Source organism: Spiroplasma endosymbiont of Cantharis rufa (genome assembly GCF_964019665.1).
In the GTDB taxonomy this organism is placed as follows: Bacteria; Bacillota_I; Bacilli_A; order Mycoplasmatales; family Mycoplasmataceae; genus Spiroplasma_A.
On record NZ_OZ026459.1, the window covers coordinates 652,967 to 672,835 of the forward strand.

Below are 19,869 nucleotides of genomic sequence, written 5' to 3' on the forward strand. Positions count from 1 at the left end.
TTAAACATCAAACATTTTTAGCAACTCAATCTCTGGAATAATTTTATTATCAAAAATCCCACTTTTTATATTTTTTTCAAGTAAATATAACAATTTAATTTTATCATTTATTTGTTTAATATTTAGTTTATTTTGCTCTAATAGTTTTGAAATACGATATGGATTTGCTCCCAAAACTGATGCAATTTCTGAATTACTCATTCTTTCTTCTTTTAATAAAATAATATTTCTTAATGTAATCAAATTACTTGCTAATAATGCAAGGAATGAAAAAATATCATTATTTATTTCCATATAACTTGATCATTGCTTTAAAAAAGTATTTATATCATTTGAAATAAAACAATTAGCAATTTGAAAACTATCAAAGTTATTATATTTTGATGTTATTTCATTTATTAAGCTCTTTGTTACTTTTTTTCGTAAACTAATTATTTTATTAATTTCATTTGTAAATACTTGCATATCATTTGGTAATTTATCTAAAAATATTTCAATTGAATCTAAATCAAATTCTATTTTTGCATTTTCTAATCTTTTTGTTACTATTTCTTTTTTTTGTATTAAATTAGGTTCCTCTAATTTTAACATTTTACACTTTTCTTCTGTTAATTTTGCTATTTTTAATTTTTTTGAAAACTTATCAGAATTTAAAGTCATTATTATTTCAACTTCACTGCTATTATTATTTAAAATTTGTTCTACATATTTAGAATCATAATCCTTGTAAAGTTTAATTTTCGATTCATTAACAAATCAACAATCATTTATAACAATAATTTTCTTACTTGAAAAAATTGAATATGTAGTAATTTCTTCAACAATTTTTATAATTGAATCATCAATTAATGAATATTCAAAAATATCATATTCATTATCTATATTTGCCTTTTGGCATAATTTGTCAATTTGCTTTTTAATTAAAAAATTGTCGTTAGAATATACAAAGAACATATTTATCACCTATTAAGTATAATTTACCACTAAAAATTAACAAAAAATATAATTTATTTTGAATTAGATATTTTTTTACTATATACTTTATTTGTATATAAATATCTTGTTTAGAGAGGTGAATTACAAACATGGCAAATATTAAATCACAAGAAAAACGTATTTTAACTAATGAAAAATCACGTTTAGCTAATAAAGCTTTTAGAAGTTCAGTTAAAACTGCAATCAAAAAGGCTTTAGTTGCAAAACAAGAAGGTTCTAAAGAAAAAGAAACTTTAATAAATGAAGCAATTAGTTTATTAGATAAATCAGTAACAAAAGGGATTTTTAAAGCTAATAAAGCTGCAAGAGAAAAATCAAGATTGATGAAATAATTAAAACTTCTTATAAAAGAAGTTTTTTTTCTACTTTAATCACTTTATTACTTTTAACTTTATATTTATAACTATTTCTAGAATTTGTAATATAAGTTTTACATTGATATTTTTTTAATGTCGCTATTGTCTCTTTACTTGGAAAGTCATACATTTTTGACTTATGTCCAGAGATAAAACATTTTTGAGGTTTTATTGTCTCAATAAATAATTCAGAACTACTAGTTTTACTACCATGGTGAGCAACTTGAAGTAAATCAACACCCCCTTTAATCATTTCTAGAAACTCTTTATTTTGCAATAATCTAGATTCTCTTTTTTTGGAAATATCTCCTGTAAATAATATTTTATTGTCTTGTACTTCTACTACTGAAACTTGAGAATTATCATTTTCATCCTTATTTTGATTCTCTATGAAATTACTAATTTTTAAATCCTTAAATTTAAAATTAAATTGATTATCATAATTGTAGAAAATATTTTGAATATTGTAGAAGGTCTTTAAATCATTAATTTGATCATAATGATCCTTATGATTATGACTTATAAAAATAGCATCAATTTTTCTAACTCCATCATATACTAAATATTGCTGCAAACTTTTTTTACTAAAACCACTTCCCTTTCCAGCATCAAATAAAATATTTTTACCTTTATATTGCAATAAGAAACTATTTCCATTTCCAACATTTAACATTGTAACTGAGGGACTAATTTTAGTGAATTGATTTGATTGAAAAAAATAAAAACCATTTAAAGTAAATAACATAATTAATATTCTTTGAATTTTTCTTTTATTAAACTTATACGTAGTTATAATTTTAAACATTAAAAAATAAGTTATTAAAAAAAATATACTAAAGTGACCACATATTGTAAAAATATTAATATATTGAAAACTTTTAGAATACGAATAAAGAATTTGATAATTAAAATCTAGTAAATAACTAGAAAATGGGATTCAAAAAAATATAGATAAAATGAATGAAAAACTAATTAATGGAATTAAAAGTATTTCAAAAAATGAACTTAATCAATATATTTTATAATCAAAATATATTTGAACTGGAAGGAATACTGCATTCACAATTAAAAAATTATAAAGTATATTGGTAATTGGCTTTTTATCCTCATATTTTTTTATAAATAAAAAAGCAATAATTATAGAAATAAAACCTATATTAAATACAAATAATGGATTAATAAATAAGCAAATAATTCAAATGATGGAAAATTTGGTTATTTTTGAAAATCTGAATTTTCAATTTTCTTCTACTCATCTTATTATCAAAAATATGCAAGTTTTTAAAAAAAATAGGGGAAAACTTAATAGTCCACAATAATATAAAACTAGAACTAAAATAATAATTTTATATTTTTTATATTTTTTTGAATTTTTAAACACTTTTTTATTAAAAAAATAGCTAATAATATAGATATTAAAACCACTTAAGTTAATTAAAAAACTTAAAGAATATGAAGTTAAATTAGTATAAATTGGATCATTGGTTTTTTGCTGAAATAAGAATAGTTTAGTTAATTTATTAGAAGAATTAATGAATTTATATAAATAAAATTGCACAAAATGACCATTTGTCTTCTCTATCATTGGTTCTAATATTCGAAATTTAACATTTTTATTAAGTAAATACGAATTAAAATCAAACTCTCAAAAGTTACCAGAAACACTGACTTTTTCACTTACTCCACTAATTTTAATAAACTCCCCTACTAATAACTCCTCTTCCCCTACTGGTATATAATAAAGAGTTGCTAACTGTTTTAATAAAAAATAACCTTCTTTTACCTCTACTACTTTATAAATATTAAAATTTAATTTTTGATTGATGTCCAACTTATAGAATAATAGAAAAAACATTAAAAAAAGACTAATAATAATTAAATAAGGATAAGATTTATTTATTTTTCAAACAAAAGAAAGACAGCAAATTGAATAGATACTAATACATATATAAATATTTTCTATATCCCTACTTAAAGATATTAAAAACATAACTAAAAAAGTTCGAAATAAGTAATTCTTTCTAATAGATCAATTTTGGAATTGCTTTAGCATAAAACTGTGTATTAAAGTTACTTCCTACATATATTTTTTTCAGCTGTTTCATGCAATCATCATAGGAATTATTTATATCTAAAAGAATTTTACTACTCTTTTTAGAAACATTTTCACTAACACCTCTTGTATAAAAAAAATCACTATCCACTTCAAATCTACTGGTTTTAATAACTTTAATATGATCTTTTGGATAAAACACAATTGTGTTATTTTTCTGTAAGTTATTATTAAAATCAATTTCAAATATATTACTCAAATAATATAAATTGCTTATTTCCAAAAATTCTTTAGATTCATTTATATTTAAATCATTTTTTATTTTAACAGGTAATATATTTTTGTCTTCTAAAGTAATATCATATTTAACTTTTAAATATATATAACTTTCATTTTTTTCAATAATTTCAATTTTTTCTGACTGTTTTAGATTAGTTATTAATAAAGCACTAATACCAACCATTATTGAAAGTAAAAGTAACAAAATAAACTTTATTTTTTTCATAAACACCTCAAATATTTATATCGATATAAAATCAAAAAAAATATAAATATACAATAATAAACACACTTTTATTATTGTTAAAAATAACTTTATAAATGATAAAATTTTATTAATTATGGGGGAAAATTACAAATGTTTCAATTTACTTTAGTTGATATTATTTCATTAATTACTGGAATAATTAGTTTAATATTGGCAACTTTTATATCAATATGAATTTATAGGAAAGATGATTATAAAGATTTTTATAGAGAATTTAAGGAAAAGTACTTTTTCACTTTTAATAAAAATCTTTTAAAAGAAATGAATAACTATTTAAATAATAGTGAGAAAAAATCTAGCGATATTGACTTAATAGAAAATGATTTAAATAAAATTTTATATTTTCTAAGCTTTTTAATTGAAAATAAAAAACTTATTAACTCTATTTATAATAGATACAAAAAACATATAAAAACTCATTTAAAAAATCTTAAGACTAACTCTATTCCCTTAAAGATTACTAAGTTTAAAAAACAAATTAGCTTAAATAAAATTCCTGATACTGAGATGGACTTTTTATCTAACTTTAAAGATAAAAAAATAAATGATATTTTTAATAACTATAATAAAATATATAATAATATATTTCACGTTTTTATAGAAGAAATAACAAATCAAGAGAAAATTAATCAGACTATGGAAATTTTAAATTTTTTATCAAAATCAGAACCAGATATTATCTTAACTATATTATGAATCTTTAAGTTATCAAATGCAGTAAGCGATTAAAAAAATGAAGAATATTCTTCATTTTTTTAATTTTTAATTTTTAATTCTCTTAATTTTTCAATTAATAATTTATGTTGTTTTTTATAATTCTCATACTTTTCTTTTTCAACTAAAACTTTATCTACTGCAGCTCTTTTTAAAAAGTTCTCATTTGCTAACATTTTCTCACTTCTTTTAATTTCTTGTAAAAGTTCAGAAATTTTATCCTCAGTTTCTTCAATTACTTTATCTTTATCAAAAAAATCTTCATTTGCAATCTCTAAAAAATAGTCTTTAATAGCAATTGAAGTTAGATCTTTTTTTTGCATATTATTAATATTTAATTTACAATTAACTATTTTTTTAACAAAGAGATTAATATAATTAATTTCTTTTTCCATTTCTAATTTAAAGTTTGACTTCTTCAAGTTTAAATGAATATCTAGAGAAATAGAATTTTTAATATTTTGAATAGCTCTAAATTCTCTTAAATTAGTTACTATTTCAAAAATATGATTAATATTTGAAATCTCAAATTGATAATTTTCTTCTAATCAGCTTTCTTTTAAAATTGAAGATTTCAACTCAAATGATTGATATATTTCTTCACTAACAAAAGGCATAAATGGATGTAACATAATTAAAATATTTTTAAAAACATAACCTAATGTTGATTGACTAAATTCCTTTTCTTGTTTATTTAATAGATTATTTTCACTAATTTGAGCTTTTGAAAGTTCAATATATCATGAACAATAATCATCTCAAATAAAATTATATAGAAGTTTTCCAGCAATTGTAAATTCATATTTATCAATTGCTTCTTTCACCATTTTTTTTGTTTCACTCAATCGATTTAAAATTCAAAAATCAATTTCATTATTACTTTTGTTAGATTTTAATAATAAATTTTTAAATTTTTGATTAGTAGGGATTTTTTTAAGATTTAACGTTACATATCTTGAAGCATTTCAAATTTTATTAATAAAATTTCAAGTACTAGTTAATTTTTCCTCACTATATCTTAAATCTTGACCAGGACTTGAATTAGTTAATAAGAAATATCTTAATGAATCAGCTCCATATTTTTCAATAACTTCCATTGGATCAACACCATTACCTAAAGATTTAGACATTTTTCTTCCCTGTTCATCTCGAATTAAACCATGAATTAAAACATCTTTAAAAGGTTTTGACTTCGTAAACTCTAAGCTTTGAAAAATCATTCTTGCTACTCAAAAGAAAATAATATCATAACCTGTTACCATTGTTGACACTGGAAAATATTTTTTCATCATTTCTGATTGTTTTTTTTGATTTCAATTCATTGTTGCAAATGGTCAAAATGCACTTGAAAATCATGTATCTAAAACATCTGGATCACGTTCTCAATTTTCTATATCCTTTGGAGGATATATACCTACAAAGACTTCTTTTGTTTTTTTATGATATCAAGCTGGAATTTGATGACCCCATCATAATTGACGTGAAATAGTTCAATCATAAGTACTTTCCATTCATTTATTTAATGTTTCATTAAAACGATTTGGATAAAAATTAATTGCTTCTTTTGAATTTTGTAAATCTAAAACTTGTTTTGCTAAGGGTTTCATTTTTACAAATCATTGATCAGAGATGAAAGGTTCAACAATTGCATTACTTCTTTCTGAATAACCAACTTGATGAACAATATCTTCTTTTTTAATGAAAGTCTCTTCCTTTGTTAATTTTTCAACCAATTTTTTTCTTGCTTCAAAACGATCCATCCCTTTAAACTCATTTGCTAATTCATTCATAGTTGCGTCTTCATTCATAACAACTATTTGCTTTAAATTATGCTTTAGACCTAATTCAAAGTCATTAGGGTCATGTGCTGGCGTACATTTCATTACCCCTGTTCCAAACTCAATTTCTACATATTTGTCGCTTATAATGGGTATCAAAACCCTATTTGAGGGGTTTATAACTGTTTTTCCAATATATTTGCTATATCTTTCATCTTTTGGATTTACAATTAAACAAACATCTCCAAACATTGTTTCTGGGCGTGTTGTAGCTACTTCTAAGAAGTCTTTCTTATTATCACTTAAAAAATATTTAAAATAATACATTGTTCCTTTAGTTTCTTTATAAATAACTTCAATATTAGAAAGTGCTGTTTTTTGTTTAGGATCTCAATTTATAATTCGTTTCCCTTTATAAATTAATTTATCTTCATACATTTTTACAAAAACATAATTTACAATCTGATTTAATTCTTCTGAATATGTAAATTTTTCTTTAGAATAATCTAAACTTAATCCTAATTTTGCTCATTGCTCTCTAATAGTTGAAGCATACTCTTCTTTTCATTCTCAAACCTTTTCAATAAATTTTTCTCTACCTAAATCATTTCTTAAAATTCCTTGTTCTCTCAATCGCTCTTCAACTTTTGCTTGAGTAGCTATTCCAGCATGATCCATTCCAGGTATTCAAACAGTGTCAAAACCATTTAATTTTTTGAATCTTATTAATAAATCTTGTAATGAACCATCTCAAGCATGACCTAAGTGCAACTTTCCAGTTACATTTGGAGGAGGTATAACAATTGAATAAGCTGGTTTTTTAGACTTAATTTTTGGCTTAAAGAATTTTTCTTCAAGTCATTTACTATATTTATTTTTTTCAACTTCTTTATGATTATATTTTTTATCTATTTTTTTCATATTTTCTCCTTTTCAATTAAAAAAACCTATTTTTTAATAATTATTAATTACTAAAAAATAGGAACGAGCCATTTAAAATAACACGCGGTACCATCCTAATTGATTGTTCTAAAGCAACCCACTCTTATATGTAATTTTATAACTTATACAACCTTCAATAATAGTAAATTCTAGTTCACACCATACACTAGATCTCTGCAAATTACTTTTTATTTACTCCTTATAAGTTCTTACATTTTTATTATATCAAAGCAAATAAAAAAATAGCATAAAAATGCTATTCAATCACAAAAAACTCCGACACTAATTGTGATTTATTATTTAAATTATTTCATTCATAAATTTTTGCTTCATATCGTATTGAATATCTTCACTTGTTTTAACTAAATATTTTAAATAGTTAAAGTTAAGAATTCTGGCTCATTAATGGATTTTTTAATTGTTTTTAATAATTTAGATTCTTTATTTTCTAATAAATTATATAAATTCAAAATTCTTTCATATTGAATTGCTTTTTCTTTTAACTCTAATTCAATAATTATTTTAGCTAAATTTTCATTTGAATTTTCAATTTCTTCATTTTTTAAAGTTTTAAGAATTTTAGTAAAAGTACTATTAATGCTTTTTAATATCTTATTCATTGAAATTCAATAAGCAATATAAACAAATGTTAGAGCAAATAGTGAAAAAATTGAAGCTATAAAAATTAAAGATAATCCAAATGATATTTCTTTATTAATTTTAATAATTAAATCAATTGATGAATACAATACGCTTTTTGGAACATTAAATAATGGTCCCATTTCATTAAATATACTAACTGGTAAATTATTAATACTATTAATATTTGTTTCTAAATTCATTCCTTGAATAATTGTAAAAACTATTAAAGGTGAAACTAAGACAAATATTTTTAAAAAAGCGAAGAAATTTTTTTTAATTAAGATTTTTTTAAATGATATCGCTGACATCTTTTTAAAATCAATTGTTGACATAAATTCATCATAATCATTAAAAAATTTTCATAATATTGAAACAATTGAAATTGTTCCTAAAAATAACTTAAGCATAATTAAAATTGTTGAATTAACATAATTAAATCTTAAATTATCAACAGAAGGAATAAATAAAAAAACTGCAAAAAGAGCTATTATTGCTGAATATACTATTATATTATTTCAATCAATTTTTTTGTAAATACTCTTTAATTTCATTAATTTCATTCTCCTTTTAAATATTATAGGACTTTTTAATGAATAAATCAAACTTTTAATTTTAAATTATTTTTGTTTTATGAAAAAGTAAAATCTATTTTTATTTAAAATATCAAAAAAAATATTAAGATTTCTTAAATATCTAAGAAATCTAAGAATATATGATCATAGACTCTTTCAATTCAAAATAAGTTTTTTGCCTTTTTTCTTGAAAACTCAAGCATTGAACTTTCTTCAAGCAATTCATAATAATTACTTCAAATTGTAGTGTAATTTTCTAGAATTTTGTCATTTATTTTCTTAATTTCCAAAATTTCGTTATTAGTTAAATCTTTTTTATTACTAAAAATGAATAAACCATTTTTAGAAGTTAAATCATTTTTTTTGAAAATCACATTTAAATAGTTTTCAGAAAATTTTGCATCTTTGAATAGAGATTCATTTGAAAAATACTGGGTTTTAATTAAATTTTTATATTTTGCATCAACATCATTATTAGATTGAGTTAATTTTTGAAATGAGTTTAAAAATGATGGAAGTAACATTACATTTAACATTGATTCCAATATAGCTGTTAAAAGCTTTTTATCACTCAAGATAGAACTTAATTCATAATTTATAAATATTACTGTTATAAAATTTGAAAAGATTATATAAATTCAAAATCAGATTGGTGTAAATTCAATACTTCTTTGAGCCTTGAATTTATGATTTTCTAACTTCAGATTATAGTCAAATAAGCAAATTAATTGAAAAAACTTAGATTTTGAAAATCAATTGATATAAGTAAACTTTAACAGTAAGTAAATACTTCCTCCAACAATTGAATATGACAATAAATCCACTTGCTCTTTAATAAATAAATTTGTAATAAATAAAATCAAAGTTATTGAAAAAATAGCTTGATCAAAAATAAAAGCAAATAAACTAATTAAATTTGTTTTAAAAAAACTTCTAATTATTTTATTATGTTTTTTAAGTAAATTAAGACTATTTTTTTGATTCCTCATTATTAATTTCCCCTTTATAATTATTAATTTTTGAAGCAACAAATAGGTAAAGACTACCCAAACCAATTATTATTGTAAGAATAGCTATTATAGCTATAAACATTCAAGCAATTCCACTTAATCCAGAAACTTGTTTATTATGAATTTCCAAGAAAAAGTATGGATATGCACCTTTTTTACTTGCTAATATAGCATCAGAACCTACACTTCTATAAATTAATTCTCCTCTAACTAAAGAGCAAATTAAATAGATAATTGGATAAATACACATTACTGTAAAATCCTTTTTCACAAATTCTTTGAAGTTAAAATTTAATTGTTGTTTCATTAATAATAAGTAATAAACAATTGTAGCTATTGGCACAATTGTGTGTAATACCATCTGTTCAACTCATCAAAATGGAGTTAAAATTAAATCAGTTTCAGTTAATAATACTTGTGGAAGAAGCATTCCATTAAAAATTAAACCTGTAATTGTAATATAAGTTACAACACATAAAGAAATAGATCTTGATAAAAATTTAGTTTTGCTTTCTTTATTATGATTAAAAAATGATACCATAAATCAAATTGCTACAAGTATATTTGATTGAATTGTAAAAAAACTAAAATAGTTAATAATATATCCTTGATAATCATAACCAACAAATTTTGCTGGCTCATTTGAATTTTTATCTCCTATATAAACAGCTCATTTTTTAAATTCTTGACCATCTATTTTATAGACTGAATCACCAATATTTATAATTCCTCGAATTAATGCCTGTAAAATAAAACCAATTATTAATAAAGAAATTGCTAATTTATATCAGATTTTTCAGTCCTTTAAATTTTTTTTAGTAATAAACATTTTTTCACTCTTTTCAATATATAAAGAAATTATAGACTATTTAATAAAAAAAACACTATTTTATACTTATTTATAGTTCTAATATTCAAATAAAAAACACCTATAAATACTAACAATATCAAGTTTAACTCGTGACTGTTATGTTTAATTTAGATGTTTAATAAAATTATATTTACTACTTTTTCAATTTTGTTATAAAGTTTCTTATGTCATCAGTTGTTAAAAACTCATCACTATCAGAAACATTTCTATTTTCCTTTATTTTTTTCTTTTTCTTTTTTTTCTCTTCTCTTAAAACTTTTTTTGGTACAGCAGTTTCTGGAATTGGTGTTGGAGCTGGAATTGGTGTTGGAGCCTGTTGAATTATAACTTTTTGTTTTTTGTTCTTTTGTTGTTTTTCTAGAGCTTTTAATCTCTCCAATTTTTCTCTTATCTCTAATTCTTTAAGTTTCTGCTCTTCAAAACTTAATCTTTTTGGTTCTTCAATATGTTTTGTTCCATAATCCATATTTAATGAATTATTGTAATCAATAAAATTAGGATTTTCACAATTTTCACATCTTAAACTTTGATTATTTCCATGATGATTACAATTATTTGGTTTATTTACTATAAAGTCATTTGGATTTTGATGTTTATTATTATGCATTAAGTTATTATGATCTTGTGTCATATCTTCTCCATAATTAAAAACTATTTCTCCATAATTTACTAGTGGAGTATTATTAGGTTTTATTTTATTGATTCCTGAAAATGGTACAAATTCAGAAGTTCCAAACTCTGTTGTACTATTATTTCTAATGCCAAAATTTGGATTAGAAATACTATTGGAACGATTATTCATTAAATTTAAATTATTACAAAAATCCTGAGCTTCATCATAATTATAAAAACGATTAACTTCTGTCATATCAGGACTAACAACAAAAAATATTCCATCTTTTACTAATATGTAGTACATAATTATTCCTCCAAAATCTTCAATCTTATTACTTTTAATAATATTATTATACACTAAAAAAACCAATTTTTTAATCCATTCTTGTGATATGAATTAAATAAAAAAATGTGGTTCTTAATTATTAATTAAATATTATCATAAAATTTAATTATACACAGTGAATTTATAATGAATTTTTTAGCAATTTAATCATCTTCATAAGCTAATGAAAGATCAATATGACAATAACCAAAGGGATTTTTTTCTAGATAGTTTTGATGATATGCTTCTGCATCAAAAAAGTTTTTTATTTTTTCATTCTCAACAACTATTTTTTCTTCACTTTCGCTTTGTTTTTTTTCTAAAAATTGTTGAATTATTTTAAAATCTTCTTCATTATCTCAATAAATCCCAACTCTATATTGAGTCCCTACATCATTTCCTTGTTTATTTAAAGAATATGGATTAATTATTTTAAAATACTTTTCAAGTATCTTTTCCAAAGTTACTTGATTTTTATCATATTCCAATAAAATTGCTTCTGCATGATTTGTTTTTCCTGAACAAACTTGTTCATAAGTTGGATTTTGAATTTCTCCTTGACAATAACCTACTTTTGTTTTTGTTACACCCTTAATTAAATCAAAATAAGCTTGAACTCCTCAAAAGCATCCCCCAGCTAAGTATATTGTTTTCATATTATTTGATCTCCTTACTTATTATTATTATTATTATTATTATTATTAAGTCTAGCAATTACTTTATAAAAAGCAAGTTTTTTATTTGAATTTGTTTTATAAAAAAATCATTATTTTAAAAATAATGATTTAAAATAATGATTTAATTTTATAATGGTAAATCTTTTTTTGTAAAAGTAAAATATGAAGCAATATATAATCCAGTTCCAATAACTGCTAAAGCAATATATTCACCTAAATACTTTGAAACTTCACTTACACTAGTAAATTCAATTTTAAATAAAGTATTTAATGAGAAGTATTTTAAAAATTCTACCGAAGGTGAAATTTGACTTGCAAAATAAAGTACATAAAAGATAATACTAATTCCTGCAGCTACAGATAATGAAGCTGCAGATTTATTGAAATAACAACTTGACATAAATGCAATTGAACTAATTACATATAACATTAAAAATAAACCAAAAAAATACATTGCAAATAATCCAAAATTAATTTCTCCACCTTTTCCTAAAGCTGAAATTGTTATAATAGTTGTTAAAAATTGAATAAAGATACTCATAAATAATGAGAAAATAAAAGTCCCACCTTTTGTTAAAATTACACTTTTTCTTGATTGATTAGTTGTTAATAAATTAACCATAGTCCCTTTATCAACTTCTCCAGCAACAATTGAATTACCACTTGTTAATAAATAAACTAACATTAATGAATATGTAATTCCCGTTGAACTAACCACTAATCCTACTGTTGCTTGTGTTAATAATTTAGTTCAGCTTTCATTTCCTTGAGCAATCATTTCCTTAATTGAACTATCATTAATCATTATAGAAAACGCTACAATAATTAAAATAACTGGTATTAGAGTTGAAAATAATCATAATCCAAGAGTCTTTCTCATAGTATCTTTAATTAGCTCAAAAGAAATCGCTCTTTCTTTTGTTGAAGATTTCAAAATTATATTATCTAATGAATCTGCTACATCAGTTTCAATTTCATTTTGATAATATTTCATAAAATATTGTTCTAAATTTAATGGATGTTCTTTAATAAATTCTAATTTATTTTTTCCCATTTTGATAATAAAGTCATTGATATTTTTATTATCAACAACTGCAAACAAAGTATTATCATTGAAACTTTTAATAGTTCATTTTGATGATTCTACATCGCTTTTAATTACTTTATCTTTAAATTTAATTTCATAAGTTTTTTCATCATTATATTGAATGTCTTTAATATTAATAGTTGAAATAATTTTTCCACGTTTAATAATTGAAACATAATCACAAGTTCTTTCAATTTCTGAAAAGATGTGTGAAGATAAAATAATCGCTTTGCCTTCTTCTTTTGATTTTTGAACTAGTTTAACAAATTTTTCTTGCATTAAAGGATCTAATCCACTTGTTGGCTCATCTAGTACAATAATATCTGGATTGTGCATTCAAGCAATTACTAAAGCAACCTTTTGTTTCATCCCTTTAGACATTTTTTTTATTTTCATATTTGGATTAAATTCTCAATAATCAATATATTTTCTAACATCATCTCAGTTAGTCATATTTCTTAATTTAAAAACTTGTTTTAAAAGATCAATTCCTGTCATTTGAATTGGAAAAGCTATTTCTCCTGGAACATATCCTAAATTTCTTTGAATTTTATTAGCATCAGTTCATGAATCATATTGAACTAAATCTTGAACTAAAGTTTGATCATCTTTAAAATTAGCATGATTTTCTAAATAAACATTTGAAGTTCCTGAATCAGATCTGATAAATCCCATTAAACTTCTAATAGTTGTTGATTTTCCAGCTCCATTTGGTCCTAAATAACCAAAAACTTTACCATACTCTACACTAAAATTAATATCGAAAATTCCATAACCTGATTTAAATTTTTTATTTAAATCTTTTACAATAATTGCATTATTAGACATAAAAGTCCTCCTCTTTTTATATTTTTTACTTAACTTAATTTTAAAAATTAAAATGACTAATAACTGTCCTCATAAGCAATTTTAATCATAGCTAATTTCTCATTTCAATGTTTATGGTAATTTTCTCACCCTATTTTTATTTTTAACTTCAAAATAAACAAGTTTTTTATCTTAAAATATAGTTTTTTGATCGCTAAAAATACTTTTCTTGCAAAACTTATAATACTTACCAAAATTTTCATGATAAACTTAAAGATTTTTATATTAATGCTAAAAACCTTTTCTTTTATAATATAAAATTTAAACATTTCTATTTTAATAAAAATATATAAAAATAAAGAAAAAGAAATTATTATTGGTAAAAGTATATTTCTAAAATTAAGGTCAATATTTGAAACACAAATATTTGAAACAATGTTTATTAAAAAATAGACATTAATAAGAATTAAAGTTAACTCTTTTATAGTGACTTTAATGCTATCATAATTTACTTGGTCATTTAATAGAGCATTATAATTACTTCTGTTAATAACTCATAATCTAACTTGAAAATTCAAGAAAATATATGAAGCTAAAATTACTATAAAAATACTTAAAACTAATTTTATTATTTCATCATTCAAATAAATAAAAGCAAAACAAAAAAAAGTTGATAACAAAATTAAAAATGAGTTCAATCTTAAATAGCTTCTTAAAATTTTCAATACATTCGCCTTCTTTTAAAATTAACTATATCACATTTATGGGTGTATTTTATTATAAAAAATTTTAAAATTTAATAATTTATTTTAACTATTTATTAAAAAAATAAGTCATTAAATTTTAAAAATAAAATATATAACTTTCAATAAATTAAATCCTATATAAACTTATACTTTTCAAAAAAATACTTAATTAAAAGCATAACTACTAGAATGTTTTTATTAATTTTCTTCTTTTTTTTCAGAAAATTTATCTATTTTATTAGAATAGGCAAAGTAGAATAAACCTCAGTCCAAAAAAGATTTTTTTGTTACCTTCTCTATTTCTACTCAATTTTTATTTGATTTAAGAAAAGTTAATCCACAAATAGTTGCAATTAATGTAAATCCAGCAATCAAAGAAGTTACTATTGCTAGACTTAGTCATAGTCAAGATACTTTTTGCATTAAAGTAATTACTAATAAAGTTATAAAAACTGATGTTAGTACTAAAGAAACTAAAAAAATAATAGCTGAGCATAATGCAACTTTATAGACACCCTGTTTAATATTTTTGATTCTATTTTCCATTTTGTCTCCTATTTATTGGTATCTTTTATAATTATAAACTATTGATTTAGATAAATTAAAATATTTTCTATAAAAATTGGAGTAAAAACTATCAATTATTATTCTTTTAAAAAGATAAAAAAGATTTAATTATTATTTATTAAAAGAAACTAAAAAAATACAATATTTTCTAGTAAAAAGTCTTGTATTTTTAAAATAAATATTTAGTTTTTATCTTTTAAAGCTTCTAATGGATTTATCTTTTGTATATTTATTCATCCAATTGCAAAAGTTACTATATAAATTGTTGCAATAACAGCAAATACACTAAATGGTAATCACAGTGAGAAATTGACTGGTAAAACCCATGCTGTATTTAAAGCTAAGAAATCAGATATTATTGCAAAGATATACCATCCTGTTATAAAACCAATAACATACATAATTAAAATTGGTGCAATATACATTCCTAAAATTTGTCTCACAACATAAGAATTTGAATATCCCAAGGTTTTCATTGTTGCAATAAATTGTTTATTTTCAAAAATAATTAGACTTGTTGTTAAAAGAATAATTGTTGTAGAAACAATTATAGCAATTATTATAAAGAATATCATAACTAAGTTTATAAGATCAGTAACTTGACTTAATATTTGTCTAGTTTGCTCCTTTGGTAACATTGTTGATAATGTCCCTATTCCATAACCTTGATTAAATTTTTCTGGATTAACTATTGTGCACTCATTTTGATAATTAAAAATTAAATCTTCTCCTAAACAAGGAACATTAATGGTTTCAAAACTACCGCTTAGCCCAACTGAACTAAAATCTCCAATTTTTGAAGATACTGAAAATCCTTGAGTTAAATCAACAATATTATTATCATAACTATATTTATAGTTAAAAATAGGATATAAATTTTCATAAAGTTGATTCATATTTCTTCAACTTGAACCAATTTCACTACTTTGTACATTATTTATAAAATCTTCATATGTTTTATTATGTTGATACACTTCCTGAATAAATTCCTCCAATGTTGCTCCATCAATATTTTTTTCATTTTTCTTTGAAAATTCTTCTAATTGATATAAAGGGTTTCCTTTAGGATATTCTCTTGCAAATCAATTTTCAAAGTTATATTTTTTAACTTGATCATATTGCATTATTTTATTAGCATTTTCATTTGAAATTCAACCTTGTGGCTGACCATATCCATTTTGAACACCTGTAATTATAAATTGAGTATCATAATATTTTGAATTTATTTTAAGAGTTCCATCTTTATATTTTTCATAAACTTCAATTGGATTTGTAGCTTTATCAGCATAAGGAGCAGCTATTTTTATATCCCCAATTGTTGATGAATTAACCCCATCATCACTAGCTAAATTTGATAAATTATTTGCATATATACCCCCATTGGTATAATAACCATACGTTGATTGTGTTCTAAATTCCTTAGAAAAGTCCAATTTATTATTTTCTAATAAATTATGCCCATATTTTATATCATTCTTTAAAGTTAATTCTTTATCATTGCCCTCTAATGAAAGTAAATCTTTCAATACTTCTAAGGAGATACTATCTCCTATTTTTTTATTTGTTTTCTTATAAAAGCTTTCATTAATAATTAAAGGAACTAAATTATTATCATTATTAAATAATGTATTAGTTAAATCTTTACCTCTCTTATTTTTTAATGAAACGAGATTTGTATCCGATTCAATACCAAAAATTTTTGCTTTTTCTAGCTTACCATTCTTAGATAAAAAATTTGTATTAAGCATAGTTCCAATTTCATCTTTGTTATTATCATAAGGAACTAAATTAAAAGTAATATTATAATTTTGATTACTTTCAATTGCTGTTTTAATATATTCTTGAACAAAATATGGTGACCTTGTATAACCAGTTTGTAAAATAGCTAATCCCATTCTTCCATCCATACTAGAACCAAATCATAGCGTCAAGGCCTTATTTAATTCTTTTAGTTGTTCTTCATCTGTTGTTGAACGAATCTCATTCTCATTAATTTCTAATGGAGTTATAAACTTATCATTTCAATTAATTGTAAAGTCAGCAGTATACTGTTCATCAATTTTCATAATATTTTTTATCTCTTTATTTGAGTTTCAATATTTTTTTATTTTCTTACTTTTAAAAACAGAATTTAATTTTTTTTCTGCTTTTGTTGAATTTATAAAGAATTCATTAGGTTGATTTCTATCAATTATTCCTTCATTATAAGTGAGTTTTAATCCATTAATATACTTACTATAAATTTGTAGCATTAATATTGAATAATTTTGCAAATCTTCTGCTGATGATGACTCACTTAAATTTTTTATATTACCAATTAACTTTGTATAGTCTGGTCATTGAGCATGCAATTGTGATAGAGCAAGATCTCCAAGTGGACCAGATACATTTGCTTTATCTAAGTTTTGAAGTAATTTTGTTGACATATTTTTTCAATTTGAATATGATAACTCAGTTCAAAAGAATTTATCATCCTTAGCTATATCATATGTATAGTAATAAGGACTTATTTTACCTTCTAGAAGATCTGAATAAACTTTTTGTCAATTTATTATTTTGGTATTTTTATTTGCAATAGGGTCATAACCATCAATAGTTGGATATGCTGTTCAACCTTTTGTAAATCCTTTAGGTTTATTAAATCCTCCAATTCCACTTCCACTTCCACTATTTCTTATTAATAATTCATCTTTATATTGACCTCAACCCTCTTTTTCACTATCTCAATTTGGATTATATGTCCTTTGAAAAGATCATGGGTTATTTGCAATGGGTTGACTATATTCAACCATATTTTCATAATTCATTCCATTAAAAGTAGCTGTCATATTATCTCTCATAACTTTTGGTGCCACAATAGTTGTTGTAAGCAAAGTTGCTGATAAAAGCATTGTAGCACTAACTCCTATTAATTTTCCTAAAGAAGTTGTAAGTAAAGCCGCTCTTAATCTTGGATTAAACTTTCTTTTTGAAAATAGTGATTTTATACTCATTGAAAATTTATTAATTATTTTATCATTTCCCCCATTTAAAAGAATTAATGCAGGTAATCTAATAGTTCAATAACCAATTATAAATGACAATAATGTAAGTCCAATTCATAAAGCTATAATACTAGTTGCAAAAGAAAATATATTAAATTGAAATTTTAAAAATGCTATATTAAAGTAGTTTGAAAAAATATTTATTATTAAACTTTCAATAAAAATAGAAATAATATAACCCATTAAAGCACCAAGAATTGAAACAATTAATGGAATTGCAATAAAATTATTAACAATTTGACGTTTTTTATAACCTAATGATTTTAAACAACCAATTTGTCTACTTTGTAATTCAACTTGCTTTTTAGTAGTTAAAATTGTTGTAAATCCAGCAATAGTGACAATAATTATTATTAAAGCAGTTGCCATTCCATTATATCCAGCCATAATAGAATTAAAAGTTGTGATTCTTGAATAAAATTTATATAGGGAATCATTTGAATCATATATATATTTATCCTTTATTTTTATATTGGCTCAAGTTTTATATTCTTCTTCTAAAATATTTAAAAAATCATTATCTCTTTGAATTGATGATTTAATAGAAATATATGCCTCTCTATCTTTTTCAGAAGTTACAACTACTTTTGCATTTGAAGCAATATATGGTGCCATATTTTTTTGTACCTGATTTTTTTGCATTAACTGACTATAATTAATTTCTGTAAAAGTGTATGAATAACTTTTATATCCCATTCATGATGGATCTATATATATTAAAACTTCGTTATTCATATTTGGAATTATTGTTGTTTGATCCATAATTGGCGTTGTAAAATCTACTGAAGCTCCAATACCAACAACTTCAAATCATAATTGATTTTGATAATTATTACTATTTAAAAATGTTTGAGCGTCCGTCATATTTTCTAAATCTTTATTAAGTTGTTTTATCTCTAATGAATTACCCATAGTATTTTTAATTAATAAATCCATTCCATATTTATCTGGATTTATTCTAATAATATCGCCAACTTTAATTCCATTTTTCTTAGCATAAGATTCACCAATAACAACTTCTTTTTTACCCTCATTGAATTTTCGACCCTTAGAAACTACAAGTTTATCAACACCATTATTTATATCAGAATTTATTTTTGAGATAACTTTAACTCTAATATCACCCTTTTTGCCATATAAACCCGATATTAACCTAGATTCAGTAAATGATACATCTAAATTATATTTAAGTGCTATTTGATTCATAATATATTGTTGATAAAGTATATCATCTTTAACAAGTTGCTCATGAGTTTGCCATTGTTTAATATCTTTAGCATTTTCATCTGGGTTTAATATTTTATCGTTTATATTGATATCTACAATATAATCTCTTAAATTTGATTGTGACCTTAACTGATTATAAGCTCCTGAAACTCTTGTTGAAGTTGCTCCTAATACAGATATAACTAAAGATACTAGCATAACTAAAAGTGATAAACCAATAATTTGCGACTTATTTTTTTTAGCGGACTTAAAAGAATTCTTTAGTAAAAGCCTAATTCCTTTCATATTTAGTT

General features: G+C 22.4%; 14 protein-coding genes. 2 read left to right on the forward strand and 12 right to left on the reverse strand.

The genetic code is table 4. The annotated features are described in order from the left end of the window. Nucleotides 1-954, reverse strand: a complete 954-nt coding sequence (gene holA / locus AACL15_RS02905; RefSeq protein ID WP_339033309.1) for a DNA polymerase III subunit delta — start codon at nt 952-954, stop codon at nt 1-3. Nucleotides 955-1,085: 131 nt separating this feature from the next. On the opposite strand from holA, the gene rpsT reads away from it, so the two are divergent. After that, complete coding sequence (rpsT, locus tag AACL15_RS02910) at nt 1,086-1,328, forward strand: 30S ribosomal protein S20 (RefSeq protein ID WP_339033310.1); 243 nt, start codon at nt 1,086-1,088, stop codon at nt 1,326-1,328. Nucleotides 1,329-1,338: 10 nt separating this feature from the next. Here the strand turns inward: rpsT and AACL15_RS02915 are convergent, their stop codons facing one another. Next, nucleotides 1,339-3,207, reverse strand: a complete 1,869-nt coding sequence (locus tag AACL15_RS02915) for a ComEC/Rec2 family competence protein (protein ID WP_339033311.1) — start codon at nt 3,205-3,207, stop codon at nt 1,339-1,341. A gap of 166 nt (nt 3,208-3,373) precedes the next feature. Next, nucleotides 3,374-3,910 (reverse strand): hypothetical protein, encoded by a 537-nt coding sequence (locus tag AACL15_RS02920; RefSeq protein WP_339033312.1) that lies wholly within the window; start codon nt 3,908-3,910, stop codon nt 3,374-3,376. A gap of 132 nt (nt 3,911-4,042) precedes the next feature. On the opposite strand from AACL15_RS02920, the gene AACL15_RS02925 reads away from it, so the two are divergent. Further along, nucleotides 4,043-4,681, forward strand: a complete 639-nt coding sequence (locus tag AACL15_RS02925) for a hypothetical protein (RefSeq protein ID WP_339033313.1) — start codon at nt 4,043-4,045, stop codon at nt 4,679-4,681. Nucleotides 4,682-4,707: 26 nt separating this feature from the next. Here the strand turns inward: AACL15_RS02925 and AACL15_RS02930 are convergent, their stop codons facing one another. From AACL15_RS02930 to AACL15_RS02970, 9 genes are all read right to left on the reverse strand, one after another. Further along, nucleotides 4,708-7,365 (reverse strand): valine--tRNA ligase, encoded by a 2,658-nt coding sequence (locus AACL15_RS02930; protein ID WP_339033314.1) that lies wholly within the window; start codon nt 7,363-7,365, stop codon nt 4,708-4,710. A gap of 392 nt (nt 7,366-7,757) precedes the next feature. Further along, nucleotides 7,758-8,579: a hypothetical protein gene (locus AACL15_RS02935; RefSeq protein ID WP_339033315.1), complete on the reverse strand. Its 822-nt coding sequence runs from the start codon at nt 8,577-8,579 to the stop codon at nt 7,758-7,760. Nucleotides 8,580-8,713: 134 nt separating this feature from the next. Continuing rightward, on the reverse strand, nt 8,714-9,589 hold the full coding sequence (locus AACL15_RS02940) for a hypothetical protein (RefSeq protein ID WP_339033316.1): 876 nt from the start codon (nt 9,587-9,589) through the stop codon (nt 8,714-8,716). Next, the gene (locus AACL15_RS02945) at nt 9,570-10,439 is read right to left on the reverse strand and encodes a Pr6Pr family membrane protein (protein ID WP_339033317.1); all 870 of its coding nucleotides are present in this window, start codon (nt 10,437-10,439) and stop codon (nt 9,570-9,572) included. The genes AACL15_RS02940 and AACL15_RS02945 overlap by 20 nt, the downstream gene beginning before the upstream one ends. 175 nt (nt 10,440-10,614) lie before the next feature. Continuing rightward, nucleotides 10,615-11,400 (reverse strand): hypothetical protein, encoded by a 786-nt coding sequence (locus AACL15_RS02950; RefSeq protein ID WP_339033318.1) that lies wholly within the window; start codon nt 11,398-11,400, stop codon nt 10,615-10,617. 185 nt (nt 11,401-11,585) lie between these two features. Then, entirely contained in the window at nt 11,586-12,077 is a 492-nt protein-coding gene (gene msrA / locus AACL15_RS02955) for a peptide-methionine (S)-S-oxide reductase MsrA (protein WP_339033319.1), read from the reverse strand. 148 nt (nt 12,078-12,225) lie between these two features. Beyond that, nucleotides 12,226-14,013: an ATP-binding cassette domain-containing protein gene (locus AACL15_RS02960; RefSeq protein ID WP_339033320.1), complete on the reverse strand. Its 1,788-nt coding sequence runs from the start codon at nt 14,011-14,013 to the stop codon at nt 12,226-12,228. A 923-nt stretch (nt 14,014-14,936) separates the two neighbouring features. After that, nucleotides 14,937-15,284 (reverse strand): hypothetical protein, encoded by a 348-nt coding sequence (locus tag AACL15_RS02965; RefSeq protein ID WP_339033321.1) that lies wholly within the window; start codon nt 15,282-15,284, stop codon nt 14,937-14,939. A 203-nt stretch (nt 15,285-15,487) separates the two neighbouring features. Then, nucleotides 15,488-19,861 (reverse strand): ABC transporter permease, encoded by a 4,374-nt coding sequence (locus tag AACL15_RS02970; protein WP_339033322.1) that lies wholly within the window; start codon nt 19,859-19,861, stop codon nt 15,488-15,490. Nucleotides 19,862-19,869 lie beyond the last annotated feature (8 nt).